The sequence below is a fragment of the Photobacterium carnosum genome, from assembly GCF_002849605.1.
GTDB classification, from domain to species: Bacteria; Pseudomonadota; Gammaproteobacteria; order Enterobacterales; family Vibrionaceae; genus Photobacterium; species Photobacterium carnosum.
The window spans coordinates 33,468-52,929 of record NZ_NPIB01000030.1 but is presented as its reverse complement, the minus strand read 5'-3'; the positions used below and the strand labels follow the sequence as shown (position 1 = coordinate 52,929).

The 19,462-nt window shown below is 41.9% G+C and carries 15 protein-coding genes and 6 tRNA genes; 19 read left to right on the top strand and 2 right to left on the bottom strand.

Translation table 11 applies throughout. The features are described from left to right. Positions 1-9: 9 nt before the first annotated feature. The 6 genes from CIK00_RS18550 (at position 10) to CIK00_RS18525 (ending at position 687) form a co-directional block, all read left to right on the top strand. Positions 10-86 (top strand) — tRNA-Met (locus tag CIK00_RS18550). Between the two features lie 27 nt (positions 87-113). Continuing rightward, positions 114-189, top strand: a tRNA-Gly gene (locus CIK00_RS18545). 70 nt (positions 190-259) lie between these two features. Continuing rightward, positions 260-336: transfer RNA gene (locus CIK00_RS18540), tRNA-Met, on the top strand. 26 nt (positions 337-362) lie between these two features. Further along, a tRNA-Gly gene (locus CIK00_RS18535) sits at positions 363-438 on the top strand. Between the two features lie 69 nt (positions 439-507). Then, positions 508-584 (top strand) — tRNA-Met (locus CIK00_RS18530). A gap of 27 nt (positions 585-611) precedes the next feature. After that, positions 612-687 (top strand) — tRNA-Gly (locus tag CIK00_RS18525). A 1,031-nt stretch (positions 688-1,718) separates the two neighbouring features. On the opposite strand, the gene queG is transcribed toward CIK00_RS18525, so the two are convergent. Further along, positions 1,719-2,852, bottom strand: a complete 1,134-nt coding sequence (gene queG, locus CIK00_RS18520) for a tRNA epoxyqueuosine(34) reductase QueG (protein WP_101770100.1) — start codon at positions 2,850-2,852, stop codon at positions 1,719-1,721. A gap of 433 nt (positions 2,853-3,285) precedes the next feature. On the opposite strand from queG, the gene tsaE reads away from it, so the two are divergent. The 11 genes from tsaE (at position 3,286) to motX (ending at position 14,923) form a co-directional block, all read left to right on the top strand. Next, positions 3,286-3,750 carry a tRNA (adenosine(37)-N6)-threonylcarbamoyltransferase complex ATPase subunit type 1 TsaE gene (gene tsaE / locus CIK00_RS18515; RefSeq protein WP_101770099.1) on the top strand — a complete coding sequence of 155 codons (465 nt, stop codon included), beginning with the start codon at positions 3,286-3,288 and terminating at the stop codon, positions 3,748-3,750. 6 nt (positions 3,751-3,756) lie between these two features. Beyond that, positions 3,757-5,475 (top strand): N-acetylmuramoyl-L-alanine amidase, encoded by a 1,719-nt coding sequence (locus tag CIK00_RS18510; protein WP_101770098.1) that lies wholly within the window; start codon positions 3,757-3,759, stop codon positions 5,473-5,475. A 2-nt stretch (positions 5,476-5,477) separates the two neighbouring features. Then, complete coding sequence (gene mutL, locus CIK00_RS18505) at positions 5,478-7,598, top strand: DNA mismatch repair endonuclease MutL (protein WP_101770097.1); 2,121 nt, start codon at positions 5,478-5,480, stop codon at positions 7,596-7,598. A gap of 21 nt (positions 7,599-7,619) precedes the next feature. Further along, entirely contained in the window at positions 7,620-8,555 is a 936-nt protein-coding gene (miaA, locus tag CIK00_RS18500) for a tRNA (adenosine(37)-N6)-dimethylallyltransferase MiaA (RefSeq protein ID WP_101770102.1), read from the top strand. Positions 8,556-8,641: 86 nt separating this feature from the next. Beyond that, positions 8,642-8,908, top strand: a complete 267-nt coding sequence (gene hfq / locus CIK00_RS18495; protein WP_101770096.1) for an RNA chaperone Hfq — start codon at positions 8,642-8,644, stop codon at positions 8,906-8,908. A 27-nt stretch (positions 8,909-8,935) separates the two neighbouring features. After that, entirely contained in the window at positions 8,936-10,225 is a 1,290-nt protein-coding gene (hflX, locus tag CIK00_RS18490) for a ribosome rescue GTPase HflX (RefSeq protein ID WP_101770095.1), read from the top strand. A gap of 53 nt (positions 10,226-10,278) precedes the next feature. Continuing rightward, the gene (hflK, locus tag CIK00_RS18485; protein WP_101770094.1) at positions 10,279-11,442 is read left to right on the top strand and encodes an FtsH protease activity modulator HflK; all 1,164 of its coding nucleotides are present in this window, start codon (positions 10,279-10,281) and stop codon (positions 11,440-11,442) included. 2 nt (positions 11,443-11,444) lie between these two features. Beyond that, positions 11,445-12,446 (top strand): protease modulator HflC, encoded by a 1,002-nt coding sequence (gene hflC / locus CIK00_RS18480; RefSeq protein WP_101770093.1) that lies wholly within the window; start codon positions 11,445-11,447, stop codon positions 12,444-12,446. 78 nt (positions 12,447-12,524) lie between these two features. After that, positions 12,525-12,716 carry a DUF2065 domain-containing protein gene (locus CIK00_RS18475; protein ID WP_373322881.1) on the top strand — a complete coding sequence of 64 codons (192 nt, stop codon included), beginning with the start codon at positions 12,525-12,527 and terminating at the stop codon, positions 12,714-12,716. 120 nt (positions 12,717-12,836) lie between these two features. Next, positions 12,837-14,153, top strand: coding sequence for an adenylosuccinate synthase (locus tag CIK00_RS18470; protein WP_101770091.1), 1,317 nt, complete (start codon positions 12,837-12,839; stop codon positions 14,151-14,153). Positions 14,154-14,299: 146 nt separating this feature from the next. After that, positions 14,300-14,923 (top strand): flagellar protein MotX, encoded by a 624-nt coding sequence (gene motX, locus CIK00_RS18465; protein ID WP_101770090.1) that lies wholly within the window; start codon positions 14,300-14,302, stop codon positions 14,921-14,923. A 91-nt stretch (positions 14,924-15,014) separates the two neighbouring features. On the opposite strand, the gene hmpA is transcribed toward motX, so the two are convergent. Continuing rightward, complete coding sequence (hmpA, locus tag CIK00_RS18460; RefSeq protein ID WP_101770089.1) at positions 15,015-16,217, bottom strand: NO-inducible flavohemoprotein; 1,203 nt, start codon at positions 16,215-16,217, stop codon at positions 15,015-15,017. Positions 16,218-16,322: 105 nt separating this feature from the next. Between hmpA and nsrR the strand changes: the two genes are divergently transcribed. Next, complete coding sequence (gene nsrR / locus CIK00_RS18455; protein WP_101770088.1) at positions 16,323-16,757, top strand: nitric oxide-sensing transcriptional repressor NsrR; 435 nt, start codon at positions 16,323-16,325, stop codon at positions 16,755-16,757. A 134-nt stretch (positions 16,758-16,891) separates the two neighbouring features. Further along, positions 16,892-19,459 (top strand): ribonuclease R, encoded by a 2,568-nt coding sequence (rnr, locus tag CIK00_RS18450; RefSeq protein ID WP_101770087.1) that lies wholly within the window; start codon positions 16,892-16,894, stop codon positions 19,457-19,459. Positions 19,460-19,462: the final 3 nt, after the last annotated feature.

Below are 19,462 nucleotides of genomic sequence, written 5' to 3'. Positions count from 1 at the left end.
AAAATCGGACGCGGGGTGGAGCAGCTTGGTAGCTCGTCGGGCTCATAACCCGAAGGTCGTTGGTTCAAATCCGGCCCCCGCAACCAATCCTCTTTTTTTAAAAGAGATGTGATGCGACACTAGCTCAGCTGGTAGAGCGCAACCTTGCCAAGGTTGAGGTCACGAGTTCGAGCCTCGTGTGTCGCTCCAAATTGAAGTTCATGGCTACGGCGGTGAACGATATAGTTGTCACCAAACTTAATGGTGAAGAAAAATCGGACGCGGGGTGGAGCAGCTTGGTAGCTCGTCGGGCTCATAACCCGAAGGTCGTTGGTTCAAATCCGGCCCCCGCAACCAATCCTCTTTTTTAAAAGAGATGTGATGCGACACTAGCTCAGCTGGTAGAGCGCAACCTTGCCAAGGTTGAGGTCACGAGTTCGAGCCTCGTGTGTCGCTCCAAATTGAAGTTCATGGCTACGGCGGTGAACGATATAGTTGTCACCAAACTTAATGGTGAAGAAAATCGGACGCGGGGTGGAGCAGCTTGGTAGCTCGTCGGGCTCATAACCCGAAGGTCGTTGGTTCAAATCCGGCCCCCGCAACCAATCCTCTTTTTTTAAAAGAGATGTGATGCGACACTAGCTCAGCTGGTAGAGCGCAACCTTGCCAAGGTTGAGGTCACGAGTTCGAGCCTCGTGTGTCGCTCCAAATTTAAATCTTAGCAATGTACACTAGCTCAGCTGGTTGTACGCAATATTGCCAAGGTTGAGGTCACGCCTAGTTCCTTGAAGATCGGGAGCCTCGTGTGTCGCTCCAAATTTAAATCTTAGCAATGTACACTTGTTCAGCTGGTTGTACGTAATAGTGCCAAGGTTGAGATCACGCCTAGTTCCTTGAAGATCGGGAGCCTCGTGTGTCGCTCCAAATTTAAATCTTAGCAATGTACACTAGCTCAGCTGGTTGTATGCAATATTGCCAAGGTTGAGGTCACGCCTAGTTCCTTGAAGATCGGGAGCCTCGTGTGTCGCTCCAATTTAGTCATCATCGAACTTATCGGTGAACTACTACTGTGAAGTATTAGTCTTAATGTGGTATTCCTGAGGTATTCGATTACCGATATTATCAGTGTACTACTTCAAGTGTTTCTAGTTTTACTATGAAGCCTACTTAGAAGCATCAGCTTCGATTACATCATCTGCTATTGATCATGCAACCTAACGGTTGTTTTTTTCATCTTAGCTATTTACAAAGATGTTTGTAATATCAATATTGTCATATATGGCAAACGCTCTTTCCTAGCATTGATAAATTATACTTACTGCAATAATACATTGTGGTTTATTTTGTATTTGTTTTTAAAAAATACATGATAAGTTGTTATTTTTATAAGTATTTTAAATTTATTGCACCGTTAGATCACAGTTAAATTAACAGAGTTATCCACATAAAAATATCTGTGGGTAAGTCAGTTGATTAGATGTGCTAGCTAGGTGTGAATAACTTTAATATAGGACATGAGTTTGAAACTATTCTCGTTATTAGATATGAAAGACTAACAGGATAACTGTTTGTTTTTTATGTTTTAATCCTCGTTTATCTACAATTTGTACACAGTTCATTTTGTCCTTTCTTTATTGGGATAACCATCTTGATTATGTTATCCACTCCCTGTGTTTAATCTTTCTATTAGCTCATCTTTTTAACGTAATTAAAAAAGTTTTCCACATATACCCAGAGTGTTACGCATCTCTAGGCAGTCCTTTTTCTATAATCCGTACTAAACGTTTCGTTGCGTTAGGCAGAACATCGATAACCATTTGTTGGCGTTTTTGTTGTTGCTGCTCCAAAGCCCATTTAATATGTACATCGACGAGTGGATGCTCTCCTTGACGGGTGATTAATGCATTGATGATATCGGCTTGATAAGGTGCGTTACCTAATGCAATCGTGATATTTCGTAACCACTGAGTATGACCAATACGACGAATGGCAGAGCCTTCTGTATTACTTAAAAATGTTGCTTCATTCCATTGATAGAGTGTTACTAAATCTTGCTGAAATAATACATCACGGCAGTGATAGTCCGTTTCTGTTGTTATTTCACCGTTGCGGCTAAAAGGGCAGACTAATTGGCAGTCATCACAGCCATAAATTCGATTACCGATTGCTGCTCGATATTGCTCTGGAATAATACCGTCAAATTCAATGGTGAGATAAGAAATACAACGTCGTGCATCAACGACCCCCGCTTCGATAATGGCACCTGTAGGGCAACTGGTCATGCAAGCAACACACTTTCCACATTGATTGGTTGTCGGAGTATCAACAGGTAGCGGCAAATCAATTAATAGTTCCCCTAAAAAGAACCACGAGCCAGATTGTTCGTTAAGAATTAAAGAATGTTTCCCTGTCCAGCCTAATCCTGATTTTTCAGCTAATGGGCGTTCTAATACTGGAGCTGAATCAACAAATGGTCGACAGCCAAACTCACCCACTACACTTTTAATACGTTGGCCTAGTTGCTTGAGGCGATTTCGAATTAATTTATGATAATCGCGTCCGAGCGAGTAACGACTAATATAGGCTTTTGTTGGTTGCTTTAAGGTTTGAGCAAACCCTGCTTGTGGTGGTAAGTAATTCATACGAACACTGATGACACGTATGGTTCCAGGGAGTAATTCCTGTGGACGAGCTCGCATCATTCCGTGGCGTGCCATCCAGTCCATATCACCATGGTAACCAGCATCAAGCCATCGCTGTAGTTGTGCTTCGTGCTGTGTTAAATCGATATCACAGATCCCTACAGCCTGAAAGCCAAGTTCTTGCCCCCAAGTTTTAATTTGCAGTGCGAGTTGTTGATAATCGATACTCATAGCGTCAGTCTTATAGCCAGTAAAAATCAGGGAACGGATTCTAGCACATTATTATTTTAGAATAGCCATTAGTAGTAACAATGACAGTGTTAACTCAATGGTTGCTATGGTTCGCTCGGCGACAAGCTGACAAGCTGACAAGCTGTTGTCAATGGCAGGAATAATAGTTGAGATAATAATGAGAGAGTATAAAAGCTGCACCAGTGCTGAATATGTGAATGACACAAATTGAATGGTATTACTTTATTGCGGTAAAATTAAAATAGTTATTTTTCGAGGCAGATCATAATCTCGTACACTATATGTCTAGATATACTGAGGTTTTGATTTATCGTAAAGCAGCAGATTTATGTGCGCAACGCGGCGAGCGTGGTATGCTGGCGCGAATCTTTTTCCGTTTATTCGTCAATTAGTCAACCCAAGATAAAATATAATGCAAACATTTGAAACTTTTCTTGCTGATGAGCAGGCAACGGTAGATTTTGGCCTTAAATTGGCTAAAGCCTGCACGCAACAAACAACAATATATCTTCATGGTGATTTAGGTGCAGGTAAAACGACATTCAGTCGTGGTTTTATTCGTGCAATGGGTCATCAAGGTAATGTAAAAAGTCCGACTTATACTTTAGTTGAACCATATGATCTGGCTCCTTGGCAGGTTTATCATTTTGATTTGTACCGTCTTGCTGATCCTGAAGAATTAGAATTTATGGGGATCCGTGATTATTTTACTAGCGACGCTATTTGTTTAGTGGAATGGCCAGAAAAAGGGGTTGGTATGCTGCCTGATGCTGATCTTGAGTTGGAATTACGCTATTACGGTGAACAAAGAAAAGTAATACTGACGTCGAATACGGATTATGGTTCAACGTTGATCAACCACTTACAATTAGGTTAATTAGAAATGGCGTTACGGACGTATGCAAATCTTCTAATTTTGGGAGTGGGATTAGTTAGTTCTACCGCTTTTGCAAATGAACTAAAGGGCGTTCGAGTATGGCCCGCGCCTGATGAAACGCGTGTCGTGTTAGATATGCAAGGCAAAGCAGATTATTCGCAGTTTATGCTGTCAAATCCATCACGGTTAGTGATTGATTTAAATAAGACATCAATTAAAACAAAATTGCCAATTACTGTTACGAAGAGTGAAATATTAACTAAAGTTCGTAGTAGCAATGCGCCAGGAAAAGGCACGACACGATTAGTGTTTGAGCTTAAACGTACCACGACGCCAAAAATATTTTCTCTTTCACCTACACCTGATGGTAGCTATGGTTATCGATTGGTAATGGATTTACCTAATGGTTCTGGTGCGGGTATTGCTGATAAAGATGAGCAAGAAGAAGAGAAAGCCACTGAAAATAACTTAGCTAAGTTACCATCAGGTACAGCGGATATTGTGGTTGCAGTTGATGCAGGCCACGGTGGTGATGATCCTGGTTCTATTGGTCCAACGCATAAATACGAAAAAAACGTGACCTTAGCGGTTGCCCGAAAGTTAGCGGCAAAGATTAATGCGACAACGGGTATGCGTGCGGTAATGACTCGTCGTGGTGACTATTATGTAGGATTAAGTAAACGTTCAGAGATAGCACGTAAAAATAAAGCGCTATTATTAGTTTCTATTCACGCCGATGGCTTTAGTTCACCAAAACCTCGAGGTGCATCTGTATGGGTATTAAATACTCGTCGTGCAAATACTGAGATTGGTCGTTGGTTAGAGCAAAGTGAGAAGCAGTCAGAATTACTGGGTGGTGGTGATGTATTATCAAGTAACCCTAAAGATAAATATTTAGGTCGTGCTGTACTTGATTTGCAATTTAGCTATTCGCAGAAAGAAGGCTACGATGTTGCTAAACGGGTATTATCGAATCTGCGTCATATTGCACGATTACATAAAACCGTACCGCAATATGCAAGTTTAGCAGTATTAAAATCACCGGATATTCCATCATTATTGGTTGAAACAGGTTTTATTACTAACCCAATTGAAGAGCGCCAATTAACGTCTAATGCACATCAAAATCAACTGGCGAGTGCGGTTTATAAAGGTATTTTACAATACTTCACCGCTCATCCACCTGAAGGCACCTTATTTGCTTCGCGTTTAAATGCCGGTGGCATGAAGCACAAAGTGACATCGGGACAAACATTGAGTGGTATTGCGGCTAAATATGGTTCATCGATGGCAGCCATTAGATCGGCGAATCATCTGAAATCAAATTCGGTTAATATTGGTCAAATGTTGTTAATTCCAGGTAGTGGTATCAAGACGGCGTTTGTAGGAAACATAACGACACCAAAAAATACAGCATCAACACGTATTATATGGCATACCGTGACACGTGGTGAGTACCTTGGCAAAATTGCAGCTAAATATGGGGTAACCATGAGCAGCATTCGTCAAACGAGCCATTTAAAGTCAGATAACGTCATGGTTGGCCAGAAATTAAAAATAGCCGTTGCTGCGACGAAAATAGAACGTCATAAAGTACGTCGTGGTGAATTTTTAAGTAAGATTGCGGCAGAATATGGGGTATCAGTAGCAACTATTCGTGATGCGAATAAGCTACGTTCTGATAAACTAGCTGTAGGACAGACGCTAATCATTCCAAGAAGTTAATTATGCCGATTCAGATTTTACCCGCTCGGCTGGCTAACCAGATTGCAGCGGGTGAAGTTGTTGAACGCCCCGCATCGGTAGTCAAAGAGCTTGTTGAAAATAGTATAGATGCCGGTGCCACTCGAATTGATATTGATATCGAAAAAGGTGGCAGCCGGTTAATTCGTATTCGTGATAATGGTAAAGGGATTGTTAAGGATGAGCTTGGCTTAGCCCTTAGCCGCCATGCGACCTCAAAAATAGCCTCACTGGATGATCTTGAAGCCATTGTTAGCTTAGGCTTTCGTGGTGAAGCGCTCGCCAGTATCAGTTCAGTTTCTAGATTAACTTTAACCTCTCGTACTGAAGACCAAGCAGAAGCGTGGTCTGCTTATGCTGAAGGGCGTGATATGGAGGTGCAGTTAAAACCTGCTGCTCACCCTGTAGGCACGACGCTTGAAGTGTTGGATTTGTTTTTTAATACGCCAGCGCGACGTAAGTTTTTACGAACTGAAAAAACAGAATTTACCCATATTGACGAATTGATTAAGCGGATTGCTTTAAGCCGCTTTGATGTGGCAATTACACTGCGCCATAACGGTAAATTGGTGCGTCAATATCGTATTGCTGAGAATACATTACAACAAGAACGCCGTTTAGCGGCGGCTTGTGGTCCATCATTTTTGCAACATGCATTAGTGGTTGAATTAGCGCATGGTGATTTAAGATTATCTGGTTGGATTTGTAGCCCACAAGGGGCACGGAGCCAAAATGATATTCAATATTGCTACGTTAATGGTCGTATGATGAAAGATAAACTAATCAATCATGCGATTCGACAAGCGTATGAATCAAGTTTACGATCCGAGCAATATGCCACTTATGTATTGTATATTGAGGTTGATCCGCATCAAGTGGACGTTAATGTTCATCCGGCTAAACATGAAGTGCGTTTTCATCAAGCGCGCTTAGTACATGATTTTATTTATCAAACATTACAAAGCGCATTACAGCAAGCGGCTGATATTGATGATGTTCATCAATATCAAGCGCCAGTAAGAGCCAGTGCACATGCGCATGGTGAGGTCACTGCTGCTGTTATTGATCGTGTTTCTCACACTATTGCGGCTATGCCTGATTATCCTAATAAGGCTGCGCCAGAGCATTGGTTAACGCCTCAAGATTTATCTGTTGCAACAACAGTGTCAACTCCGGCTCTTGATATAGACTCGATCCCCATTTCTACATCTAAAAAAACTTTATTAGTAAATTCAGTTAGTAAAGATACTCAACAAAGCTATAGTCAAAAGAGTAGTTCAATATTATTACCACCATCAGTTACCGCTAAGCGCCAACAAGGTTCGGCTGGTCGTCATTATGGAGAGACCGGGCCAACAGCCGCAGAGGTTAACGTTTATCAGCAGCTGATAACACCGGATAAGTCAGACAGTGCACTGTTAATGTCGACGCATAGCGCAGAGCGTGAAGTGTCGGCTCAGATAGCTGAACCTCGACGTGAATGGCCATTATCAAATCAACCAATAGCAATAAAGCCAAGTAAGCGTTGTTATGGTGATGATGTTGGATTTGGGAAACCATTAGTTGTTATTGAGCAGCAGTTTTTATTGTTGAGTCAGCAACATGAGGTGGTGCTATTACATTTACCTACGGCTGAAGATTTACGTTATGTTGGGCAGTTACAATTAGCAAAAACGGAAGGTTTAAAGCCTCAGCCATTATTGATTCCACTGGCAGTGCCTATTGACGCTGAATTAATCCAGTGTGCTGAGCAACATGGACAGTTACTAAAGCAATTAGGGGTTCAACTAAAAACAAAAGGGCGCAATAGTATTATTATTCTGTCGGTTTGTATGCCATTAAGACAACAAAATTTACAACAGTTAATCCCAAATTTGTTAACCTATCTTCATACCGTGAGTGATGACCCTGATGCTCAAGGATGGGATAACCTTTTATTCTGGCTCGCTAAGCAATGTTATACACCAGTAGTAACCTATACCTTGTCACAAGCGATTCAGTTAATTACCGAATTAGAGCAGCTATGGGGAGAACAAGTGATGACATTTAAGACTCAACTTATTCGCCCTGTTGATATGCAAGCAGCGATAGAAGCATTTAAATAATTTATGACTAAGCCACAAGTTATGACGAAGCCACAACCACAAGCTATTTTTTTAATGGGTCCGACAGCGTCAGGTAAAACTGATTTAGCCATTCGGTTACGAGAACAGCTCCCGGTTGAGTTGATAAGCGTTGATTCAGCCCTTATTTATAAAGGAATGGATATTGGTACAGCGAAACCAGATGCGCATGAATTGGCACTAGCGCCGCACCGTTTAATCGATATTCGTGATCCAGCGCAAAGTTATTCTGCTGCAGACTTTCGTACGGATGCACTAAAAGAAATGGCTGATATAGTAGCTGCAGGGCGGATTCCTTTATTGGTCGGTGGTACTATGTTGTACTACAAGGCATTATTGGAAGGTTTGTCACCATTACCTGCTGCAAACGATGTTGTTCGCGCTGGTATTGAACGTGATGCTGAGGCGCGGGGTTGGCAAGATCTACATGATGAATTGGTGCAGATTGATCCGGTTGCGGGTGCAAGGATCCATCCCAATGATCCGCAGCGATTATCTCGTGCATTGGAAGTATTTCGAATCACAGGTAAAACATTAACTGAGTTAACTAAAACTCAAGGTGAATCGTTACCTTATAAGGTTCACCAATTTGCAATTACGCCCACGGATAGGGCTGTACTACATCATCGAATTGAGCTTCGGTTCAAAAAAATGATCGAAGCAGGGTTTGAGCAGGAAGTACGGGCATTATATGACCGTGGTGATCTTCACCTTGAACTTCCTTCTATACGCTGCGTTGGTTATCGACAGATGTGGGAATATTTGGACGGGAAACATGACATAGATGAAGCGGTTTTCCGTGGTATCTGTGCTACTCGTCAATTGGCAAAGCGTCAAATCACTTGGCTTCGTGGCTGGAAAGATTTGACTTGGTTGGATAGTAGTGATGTTGATAGCGCGTTACAAACCGTCACAAACTCAGTTAGATGTGATGTTTAATTAACGTGTATACTCTGAACTGCTTTGCGTATTTTTAGTTTTTGTTCGTTGCTAATACAACTACAAATAAATAAGGAAAAGAAATAATGGCTAAGGGGCAATCTCTGCAAGACCCGTTTTTGAATGCGCTGCGTCGTGAAAGAATCCCGGTCTCTATTTACCTGGTAAACGGTATCAAACTACAAGGCCAAATTGAATCATTTGATCAATTTGTCATTCTACTTAAAAACACCGTCAACCAGATGGTTTATAAGCATGCTATTTCAACTGTTGTACCCGCTCGTCCGGTGAATCATCATCAGGCGGGTGATCGTCCAGCAGGAAGTGATCGTCCAGAAAAAATAGAAGAGTAAGATCATTTCAAATAAGGAGCTAATTACTTGTTTGACCGTTATGAAGCTGGTGAGCAGGCTATTCTTGTTCATATAAACTTCACTCAAGATGAGGAATGGGAAGATCTTAGCGAATTTGAAATGCTAGTATCTTCCGCCGGAGTTAACGCGCTGCACGTAGTTACGGGTAGCCGTAAAACTCCGCTTCCAAAATATTATGTAGGTGAAGGTAAAGCACAAGAAATAGCTGACGCTGTAAGCGCTGTTAATGCAGATATTATTATTTTTAATCACGCATTGTCACCGGCACAAGAACGAAACTTAGAGCTGCTTTGTCAGTGTCGTGTGATTGATCGTACTGGATTAATTCTCGATATCTTTGCTCAGCGAGCGCGTACCCATGAGGGTAAGTTGCAAGTTGAATTAGCACAATTACGTCATCTATCAACCCGATTAATTCGTGGTTGGACTCACCTTGAGCGACAAAAAGGTGGTATTGGCCTCCGCGGGCCGGGTGAAACTCAGTTAGAAACCGATCGACGTTTATTACGTGAACGTATTAAAACTATTTTGCGGCGTTTAGATAAAGTAGCTAAACAACGCGATCAAGGACGTCGAGCACGAAACCGAGCAGAAATCCCAACGGTGTCATTAGTTGGGTATACCAATGCGGGTAAATCAACATTATTCAATCATATTACAGATGCTGGGGTATATGCAGCGGATCAGCTGTTTGCTACCTTAGATCCAACATTGCGTAAGATTGAAGTTGCAGATGTCGGTGCAGCGATACTTGCAGATACTGTTGGTTTTATTCGACATTTACCCCACGATTTAGTGGCTGCGTTTAAAGCAACATTAAAAGAAACACAAGAAGCAGATCTATTGCTTCATGTGGTTGATGCCAGTGATGATCGTTTTCGTGAGAACATTGAGGCGGTAGATACCGTACTTGATGAAATCGATGCTAGCGATGTTCCTGTTTTACTTGTTATGAATAAAATTGATAACTTGGATAATGCACAACCACGAATCGAGCGTGACGAAGAGGGTTTACCTCGACGAGTTTGGGTATCAGCCATGGAAGGGCAAGGCATTGACTTGTTATTCCAAGCCTTAACAGAACGTCTTGCAGGAACGATGATAAAGCATAGCTTGCGTTTACCGCCTGAAATTATTGGACGGTTACGCAGTAAGTTTTATCAAATGGGATGTATTTTGCGAGAGGAATATGAATCAGATGGCTGTTTAATGATTGATATTTGCTTACCGATGGCAGAATGGTCGCGGTTACAAAAAAGAGAAAGTACTTCGTTAGATGACTACATCGTTGCTTAATGGATTGCTGAGTAATAAAAACTGTCGTCATATCACATTGATGGAGTTCTATAATGGCGTGGAATGAGCCTGGTAACAACGGCGGCCGTGATGATAAAGACCCTTGGGGTAATAAAAATCATGGTGGACGTGAACAAGGACCACCCGATCTGGATGAGGTTTTCTCAAAACTAAGTCGTAAGGTTAGTGGTGTGTTTGGTAGTAAAAAAGGACCAACAGGCAGCGGTAGCGCTGTAGGTTTGGGTGCTGTTGCAGTTTTAGCTGTGGCTGTATGGGGATTTTCAGGCTTTTACACTGTAAGTGAAGCAGAACAAGGTGTTGTGCTGCGCTTCGGTAAGTTTGATCAAATCGTCAAGCCAGGCTTGAATTGGAAGCCGACTTTTATTGATGAAGTTATCCCTGTTAACGTACAAGCAATTCGTTCGCTACGAGCTTCTGGCTTAATGCTAACCAAAGACGAAAATGTGCTGAAAGTTGAGATGGATGTTCAATACCGTGTTGATAATGCTGAAAAATATCTATTCAGTGTTACTAATGCTGATGATAGTTTGCGTCAAGCGACAGATTCTGCACTGCGTGCGGTTATCGGTGATTCAACCATGGATCAAGCGTTAACAACAGGCCGTCAGACTATTCGTGCGAATACTCAAACTGCAATTGATAAGATTATCGCAAAATATAACATGGGTATCCGTGTTGTGGACGTTAACTTCCAAAGTGCGCGTCCACCCGAAGCGGTAAAAGATGCCTTTGATGATGCTATTGCAGCGCGTGAAGATGAAGAACGTTATGTTCGTGAAGCAGAAGCTTACAGTAATGACATTTTGCCAAAAGCAACGGGTCGAGCTGAGCGTCTGAAGAATGAAGCACAAGGTTATTCTGAGCGTGTTATTAATGGTGCGTTAGGTGATGTTGCACAGTTTGATAAGCTGTTGCCACAATATGAAGCGGCGAAGAAAGTAACTCGTGACCGTTTGTATCTTGATACGATGGAACGTGTATACAGCAATACCAGCAAGGTGTTAATTGATACTAAGTCTGGTGGTAATAACGTAATGTATTTACCGCTTGAAAAGCTAATGGATCAATCAAATAACCAAGCTAAAAAGCCAGTAGATTCTGGCCGATTAAGTGGTATTGAATTGGAAAAAGTAGAAATACCAACGCCAGTTGCTCCAACACCACGTGCTGATACTGGCCGTCAAGGGAGATATTAATTATGCGTAAGTTAATCATCCCAGTAGTTGTAATTTTTATTGCACTATTATTGATGTCTATGTTTGTAGTGAAAGAGGGCGAGCGTGGTATCGTCGTGCGTTTTGGTCGTATTCTAAAAGATAACAATACCGAAATTGCACGTATTTACGAGCCAGGTTTACACTTTAAAGTTCCTGTGTTTGACCGTGTGCATGATCTTGATGCGCGTATTCAAACGATGGACGATCAAGCTGATCGTTTCCTAACGGCTGAGAAAAAAGACGTTATCATTGATACCTATGTTAAATGGCGTATTAAAGATTACGGCAAATATTACTTAGCGACTGGCGGTGGTAACACATCAACAGCGGAATCATTGTTAAAGCGTAAAGTTGTTGATAGCTTACGTGCCGAAATTGGCGCGAAAGAAATCAAACAAATTGTATCTGGAGAAGACAGCACTTCAACGCCTGCTGCACCATCTGATATTGCACAAACTAAGGCTGCGAAAGCTGCTCTAGCGGTAATTGAAGGTGTTGTGCCTGTGAAGAAAGTTGAAGGCCAACGTGATCAAATCATGGCTGATGTACTTGAAGAAACGCGTGAAAGTGCGAAAGACTTAGGTATTGAAGTAGTTGATTTCCGTATTAAGAAAATCAACTTACCTGATGAAATCAGTGAGTCTATCTACCGTCGTATGCGTGCTGAGCGTGAGTCAGTGGCACGTAGCTACCGTTCTCAAGGCCGTCAACGTGCTGAAGAGCTTCGTGCTCGTTCAGAACTTGAAGTGGCAACAGTTTTAGCTGAGGCGAAGCGTAAAGCACAAGTTGTACGTGGTGATGCAGACGCAAAAGCGGCTGAGATTTATGCGAAAGCGTATAATCAAGATCCTGAGTTCTACAGTTTCTGGCGTTCTTTGAAAGCGTATGAAAATAGCTTTAGTTCGAAAAATGACATTCTTGTTGTTGATCCGAATAATGAGTTCTTTAAATACATGAACCATTCAGAGTTACCAGCAAAGTAAACTCGCTTTACTAACAGTGCTATCGTTATAATAAAGACAAGGCTTCGGCCTTGTCTTTTTTTTTGGATAAAATATATAATGAATACAATTTTGTTAGCCATAGGTTTAGTGTTAGTTGTTGAAGGGTTAGGGCCATTATTAGCCCCTCAAGGGTGGCGAAATATGGTCAGTCAACTAAGCCAACAAAATGATAATACGTTACGTCGTATTGGTGGATGTTTGGTTGTCGCTGGTGGTGTGATTGCTTATATGATGTATTTGAAAATATAGAAAAACCGCCATAAAAAAGAGATAAAAGTCGTCATATGTGAAATGTATTAAGCCAAAAATGACTGCAAGTGGGGGATTTAGGTGCTAGAATCCTTTTTTAACTACGATAGATGAAGAAAGATGGCAAATAATGTAGTCGTTCTTGGCACCCAATGGGGTGACGAAGGTAAAGGTAAGATTGTTGACCTGCTGACCGAAGATGCAAAATATGTGGTTCGCTACCAAGGCGGACACAACGCCGGTCACACCCTAGTTATTGACGGTGAGAAAACTGTTCTTCACCTGATCCCATCAGGTATCCTACGTGACAATGTTAAATGCATCATCGGTAATGGTGTTGTACTTTCTCCTGATGCACTAATGAATGAGATGGGTCCACTAGAAGCACGTGGTATTCCTGTTCGTGAGCGTCTGTTCCTATCAGAAGCTTGTCCACTAATTCTTCCTTACCATATTGCTCTTGACCAAGCACGCGAAGCGGCTCGTGGTAAAAAAGCAATTGGTACTACAGGTCGTGGTATCGGTCCTGCTTATGAAGATAAAGTTGCTCGTCGCGGTCTTCGCGTTGGCGATTTATTCGATAAAGCCACATTTGCTGAAAAGCTTAAAGATGTTATGGCTTATCATAACTTCCAGATTGAGCATTACTACCATGCTGAACCTGTAAACTATGAAGAAGTACTAGAAAAAGTACTTTCTCAAGCTGACCTATTAACATCAATGGTTATCGACGTAACGAAAGAACTTGATGATGCGCGTCTACGTGGCGACAAGATCATGTTTGAAGGTGCGCAAGGTACATTGCTTGATATTGACCACGGTACTTACCCATATGTAACGTCGTCTACTACTACTGCTGGTGGTGTTGCTGCAGGTTCTGGTTTTGGTCCTCGTTACTTAGGTTACATCCTAGGTATCGCGAAGGCATACTGTACGCGTGTAGGTGCAGGTCCTTTCCCGACTGAACTTTATGACGGTCTAGAAAAGCAAGATCCTATCGGTAAGCATTTAGGTACTGTTGGTAACGAGTTTGGCGCAACGACAGGTCGTTTACGTCGTACTGGTTGGTTCGATGCGGTTGCTATGCGTCGTGCGGTACAAATCAACTCTATCTCTGGTTTCTGTCTAACTAAATTAGACGTACTAGATGGTCTTAAAGAGCTGAAAATCTGTACTGGTTACAAAACTAAGTCTGGTGAGATTCTAGAAGTTTCTCCAATGGCAGCTGATGCGTACGAAAATCTAGAACTAATTTACGAAACAATGCCTGGTTGGAGCGAAACAACATTTGGTGCTAAAACACTGGATGCGCTACCACAAGCAGCACTTGATTACATCGCACGTATTGAAGAGCTAACAGGTGTGCCAATTGATATTATCTCTACTGGTCCTGACCGTAACGAGACAATCATCAAAGTTCACCCATACGGTGAGTAATCACTCGCGATTGTTTTAAGTAATAAAAACCAGCTTTCGAGCTGGTTTTTTTATAGCTCAATATTACTGTTAGACTGCCATCTGTCATGATTAAAGTTTCGTTGTACATTGCCGATAGATAACTATTCGGTGTTTGAGGAATGTAAATGAAGCGCTTACTGATGACCTTTGCTTTTTGGTTAGCAACACCTGTATACGCTCTTACGGTAGTGGGTGATGCTGTGCCTATTTATACTGAAGATCAGCTTAGCGCGTGGTTTACGACCAACCAGCATTTACGCCAAGTAAAAGCGGATGACTGTCAATTAGTACAAGATATTCAAGCGCGCGCTCAACAAACAGAATCACCGACCTATCAATTTCTTTATGGTGATATGTTGGCGTGGGGTGTGTGTGTTCCAAAAGATGTTGAACAAGGCGTGTATTACATGCGTGCCGCTGCTCAACAAGGCGTCCCTGTCGCGTTAGAACAATTGGGGCGTTATTACGCTCAAGGTGTTATTTTACAACAGGATAAAGAGCGTGCGATTCCTTATTTACGTGAAGCTGCAGCGTTGGGCAATGTTCGTGCTCGCATTCAATTAGCACAATTACTCATTGCTGATAATGGCAGTCCGTTAGATTTTGAAGATGCATATCGGTGGTTATATCAAACCGTGACCACTGATAAGCGTCAACATCAACAATTACGTCGATTACGGCAGCAGTTAGCACTAAAGATGCCAGTTAATATTATCGCGCGCGCTAAACGACGCTCATCGTTTTGGTAATGGTTGTTATAGATTGCAATAAAAACAGCACCTCATTAGGTGCTGTTTTTGATGGCGTGGAATTTCATTGTGTAAGAAGTAATGAAAAATATTACAGCACTTTATGTGGGCCAAAACATTCGTAATGAATACGATCGCTAGTTACACCCAGTTCAATTAACTGTTTAGCGATAAATTGCATAAAGCCAACAGGACCACAGCAATAAAAATGCATTTCAGGATCTGAAATTTGAGTAGCAATTTTATCAAGCTCGATCAAGCCTTGGTAATCATAATCTTCTGCTTGACGATCGCCACTCGTTGGCGCGTTGTACCATGTTAATGCTGAAATGTGCGAATGTTGATTTGCCAGTGTTTTTACATGATCTTTATAAGCGTGTTGCTGACCATTTTCTGTTGCGTGTAACCAATTCACTGGCGCTTGATGTTGGGTCAGTGTTTCAAGCATGGCGAGCATTGGCGTTAAACCCACGCCAGCTGAAATTAACGTTACAGGTGTCTGTGGATTAACATCCAAGAAAAAATCACCAGCAGGAGCTACCAGTTTGATCTTATCGCCAACATTAATTTTATCGTGAAGGTAGTTTGATACCGTACCTTGGGTTTCGCGTTTTACAGAAATACGGTAATGATTGTTATTAGGCGCTGACGATAAACTGTATTGGCGGATTTCTTGGTTCGCGAGTTCATCGGCATTAATATAAATACCTAAGTACTGTCCAGGTTTGTAGGTCGCTACTTGGCCGCCATCTGTTGGCGAAAAAGTAAAACTGGTGATCAATTCACTGTCTGATTGTTTACTTGTCACAACAAATTCACGTGTGCCACGCCAGCCGCCAATTTTAGCATCACTTTCTTGGTAGATCTCTTCTTCACGATTAATGAAAATATTGGCTAATACGCCGTAAGCTTCTCCCCAAGCATCCAATACCTCTTGCCCAGGTGCTAATAATTCATCAATAGTGGCTAAAAGATGATGACCTACTATTTGATATTGATCGGCAGTAATTAAAAAACTGGTGTGCTTTTGAGCTATTTTTTCGACGGCAGGTAGTAGTACCGCTAAATTATCAATATTATTAGCGTAAGCACATACCGCATTAAATAATGCTTGTTGTTGGCTTGATGGCGTGTTTTTATCTGGGCCTTGTTGATGGCTCATATTAAAAACATCTTTAAGTTCAGGGTTGTGATCAAACATACGTTGATAAAAATGTTGAGTGACAACAGGGCCAGCTGCGGCAATAACTGGTGCGGTCGATTTTACGATATCAATGGTTTTTTGAGTGAGCATGACTTTCTCTTTTGTAAGTTGTATTTATAATATATGTTATAAGTTGTATCTGATCTGTATCTTTTAGTCAAGAACGCGATTAAAATAGTAACAAGAGGAGTCAATGTGCAGTTAACCAGTTTTACCGATTATGGCCTACGAGCCTTGATATATCTTGCTAGCCTGCCTGAGGGTGAGTTAACAAGTATCACAAAAGTAACCGACACTTATGGTGTGTCGCGTAATCATATGGTCAAAATTATTAATAAATTAGGCCAATTAGGTTATGTAGAAACCGTACGCGGAAAAAATGGTGGTATTCGCTTAGGAATGCCTGCGGGAAATATTGTATTAGGGCACGTAGTAAGGGCGATTGAACCGTTACAAATCGTCAATTGTGCACCTGATTTTTGTAATATTACGCCAGCATGTCAGTTAAAGGGGATCCTTGCTGATGCGCGCAATGCTTTTTTAAATGAGCTTGATAAGTACACATTATTGACTTTGATAGATAATAATCCACCATTGCGTGTCTTATTAGGGCTGCCTGCAGAACACTAAGGCCATTTAACGATAATGGTCTAGCATCACACTACTCCCTATTATTTAGTGGAATAGGTATTTATTGCCTGTTTCCATCTGTTCACCTAAGAGCTGAGTATACTTAAAGTATGGCTGGCCAACAGGAACTGTTTATGTCTAAAGGTACTACCGATTTACCGGTTGATCCTTTTCGCGAACGCGAAGCATCTAATTACGAAAACCCCATTCCAAGCCGTGAGTTACTATTAGAAGTCATCCGTGGCTTTAGTACACCCGTTAGTCGTGACCAGTTATTTACTGAGTTAAAACTTAAAGGTGATGATCAATATGAAGGTCTACGTCGTCGCTTACGTGCGATGGAGCGTGATGGTCAATTAATATTTACTCGCCGCCAGTGCTATGCATTGCCTGAGCGTTTAGATTTAATTAAAGGCTACGTTATCGGCCACCGTGATGGTTTTGGCTTTTTACGCCCTGAAGGTACTTATAGTAAAGACACTGATTTATTGTTACCTGCCCATCAAATGCGCACAGTGATCCATGGTGATTACATTTTAGCGCAGGCTGATGGCGAAGATAAACGTGGCCGTCGTGAAGGCCGTGTTGTGCGTGTGTTAACTGAATCACCAAACCAAATTGTCGGTCGTTTCTTCCTTGAAGATGGCATGGGCTACGTGGTACCTGATGATTCTCGTATTGCTCAAGATATCATTATTCCACAAGACGTCCGTCAAGGTGCCCGTATGGGTAACGTGGTTGTGGTTGAGATCAATCAACGAGCAACACGTCAACATAATGCGGTGGGTCGTGTGGTTGAAGTACTGGGTGAGAATATGGCACCGGGTATGGAAATCGAAATAGCACTGCGTACCCATGATATTCCACACGTGTGGCCATCAGAAGTTGATAACCAAATAAAGCATCTTACTGAGGAAGTACCAGAAGACGCTAAATTGGGTCGTGTTGATTTACGTCAATTACCATTGGTAACCATTGATGGTGAAGATGCACGTGACTTTGATGATGCCGTGCACTGTCAGCGTAACCCTGATGGTGGCTGGCGTTTATGGGTAGCAATTGCCGATGTAAGTTATTATGTGCGTTCTAAATCGGCGCTGGATAATGAAGCCCTAAAACGTGGTAACTCGGTTTACTTCCCAGCTCAAGTTATTCCAATGCTGCCAGAAGTGCTTTCAAATGGTCTATGTTCACTTAATCCACAAGTCGATCGCTTGTGTATGGTATGTGAGATGACCGTTTCTGAGGGCGGTAAGCTTACTGGCTATAAACATTATGAAGCAGTGATGAATTCACATGCACGTTTAACTTACACTAAAGTAAGTAACATGCTGGAAGGTGATGAAGAACTGCGTCAACGTTACCAACCATTAGTGCCGCACCTTGAAGAACTTTACAGCATGTTTAAAGCGCTGAAAGTTGCTCGTGAAGCCCGTGGTGCGATTGAATTTGAAACCATTGAAACCAAGTTTGTTTTCAATGCTGATCGTAAAATTGAGAACATCGTACCGTTAGTACGTAATGAAGCACATAAAATCATCGAAGAATGTATGATTTTAGCCAATATTGCTTCTGCTCAATTTGTAGAAAGTGCCAAAGAGCCTGCGCTATACCGTGTTCACGACACGCCAGGTGAAGAGCGTCTGCAAGGCTTCCGTGATTTCTTGGGCGAGCTAAGTTTAGAACTTGGTGGTGGTTTAGAGCCAAGCCCGAAAGATTACGCAGCGTTAGCGAATTTAATTAAAGATCGTAATGATCGTGAATTAATTCAAACCATGCTATTGCGCTCGATGAAGCAAGCGGTTTATCAAGCAGATAATATTGGTCACTTTGGTTTAGCCCTTAGTCAATATGCTCACTTTACCTCGCCAATTCGTCGTTACCCGGACTTAACCTTGCACCGCGCAATTAAGTTTTTAATTGCTAAACAAGCAGGTAACACTAACAACGATACACTAACAGGTGGTCATCATTATTCATTTGATGAAATTGATGCTATCGGTGAGCAATGTTCAACCACAGAACGTCGTGCTGATGATGCGACCCGTGATGTGTCTGATTGGCTCAAGTGTGAGTACATGCAAGATCACCTTGGCGATGAGTTTGAAGGTGTGATTGCGAATGTTACCGGTTTTGGTTTCTTTGTGCGTCTAAATGAGCTTAACATTGATGGCTTAGTGCATATCTCAAACTTAGCTAACGATTACTACCAATTTGATCCTGTAGGTCAACGCTTGGTCGGTGAAAGCTCGGGCGTGATTTATCGTTTAGGTGATACTGTTCAGGTTAAAGTAGCCGCTATTAACCTAAATGATCGTCAATTAGACTTTGATATCGTTGGTGCTGAGCGTAAACAACGTGGTGCAGGTAAAACAGCGAAAGGGCGTGAGAAAAAACAACGCATGCGCAAAGCTGATGGCCTAAAGCGCCAAGGAATGCCTGCATTTAAAGTTGAAGATGGTGACGCTAAGTCTGAATCACGAGATAAAAGTAAACGTGAGCGCTCTTCTGTACGTAAAAATTTAAAAGAAGGCGCGATTCCACAAGCTGAAGCTGACGCTAAAAAGAAAAAGCCAAGAAATAAAAAACCACGTAAGTTATCGGATGAAAAGCCGCTGACAGATCCAAAAAAGAAGCCCAAAGTTAGCAAGAAGAAAAAGCAACGTGCGGGTAAATCAGAACGCGCAGCAAAGAAGAGTTAATCC

Bases quoted from the DNA above. Each gene is read 5' to 3' on its own strand.
- hfq (WP_101770096.1), top strand. From the start codon at position 8,642: ATGGCTAAGGGGCAATCTCTGCAAGACCCGTTTTTGAATGCGCTGCGT.
- tsaE (WP_101770099.1), top strand. From the start codon at position 3,286: ATGCAAACATTTGAAACTTTTCTTGCTGATGAGCAGGCAACGGTAGAT.
- hflK (WP_101770094.1), top strand. From the start codon at position 10,279: ATGGCGTGGAATGAGCCTGGTAACAACGGCGGCCGTGATGATAAAGAC.
- CIK00_RS18470 (WP_101770091.1), top strand. From the start codon at position 12,837: ATGGCAAATAATGTAGTCGTTCTTGGCACCCAATGGGGTGACGAAGGT.
- miaA (WP_101770102.1), top strand. From the start codon at position 7,620: ATGACGAAGCCACAACCACAAGCTATTTTTTTAATGGGTCCGACAGCG.
- motX (WP_101770090.1), top strand. From the start codon at position 14,300: ATGAAGCGCTTACTGATGACCTTTGCTTTTTGGTTAGCAACACCTGTA.
- hmpA (WP_101770089.1), bottom strand. From the start codon at position 16,217: ATGCTCACTCAAAAAACCATTGATATCGTAAAATCGACCGCACCAGTT.
- hflC (WP_101770093.1), top strand. From the start codon at position 11,445: ATGCGTAAGTTAATCATCCCAGTAGTTGTAATTTTTATTGCACTATTA.
- CIK00_RS18510 (WP_101770098.1), top strand. From the start codon at position 3,757: ATGGCGTTACGGACGTATGCAAATCTTCTAATTTTGGGAGTGGGATTA.
- queG (WP_101770100.1), bottom strand. From the start codon at position 2,852: ATGAGTATCGATTATCAACAACTCGCACTGCAAATTAAAACTTGGGGG.
- CIK00_RS18475 (WP_373322881.1), top strand. From the start codon at position 12,525: ATGAATACAATTTTGTTAGCCATAGGTTTAGTGTTAGTTGTTGAAGGG.
- mutL (WP_101770097.1), top strand. From the start codon at position 5,478: ATGCCGATTCAGATTTTACCCGCTCGGCTGGCTAACCAGATTGCAGCG.
- rnr (WP_101770087.1), top strand. From the start codon at position 16,892: ATGTCTAAAGGTACTACCGATTTACCGGTTGATCCTTTTCGCGAACGC.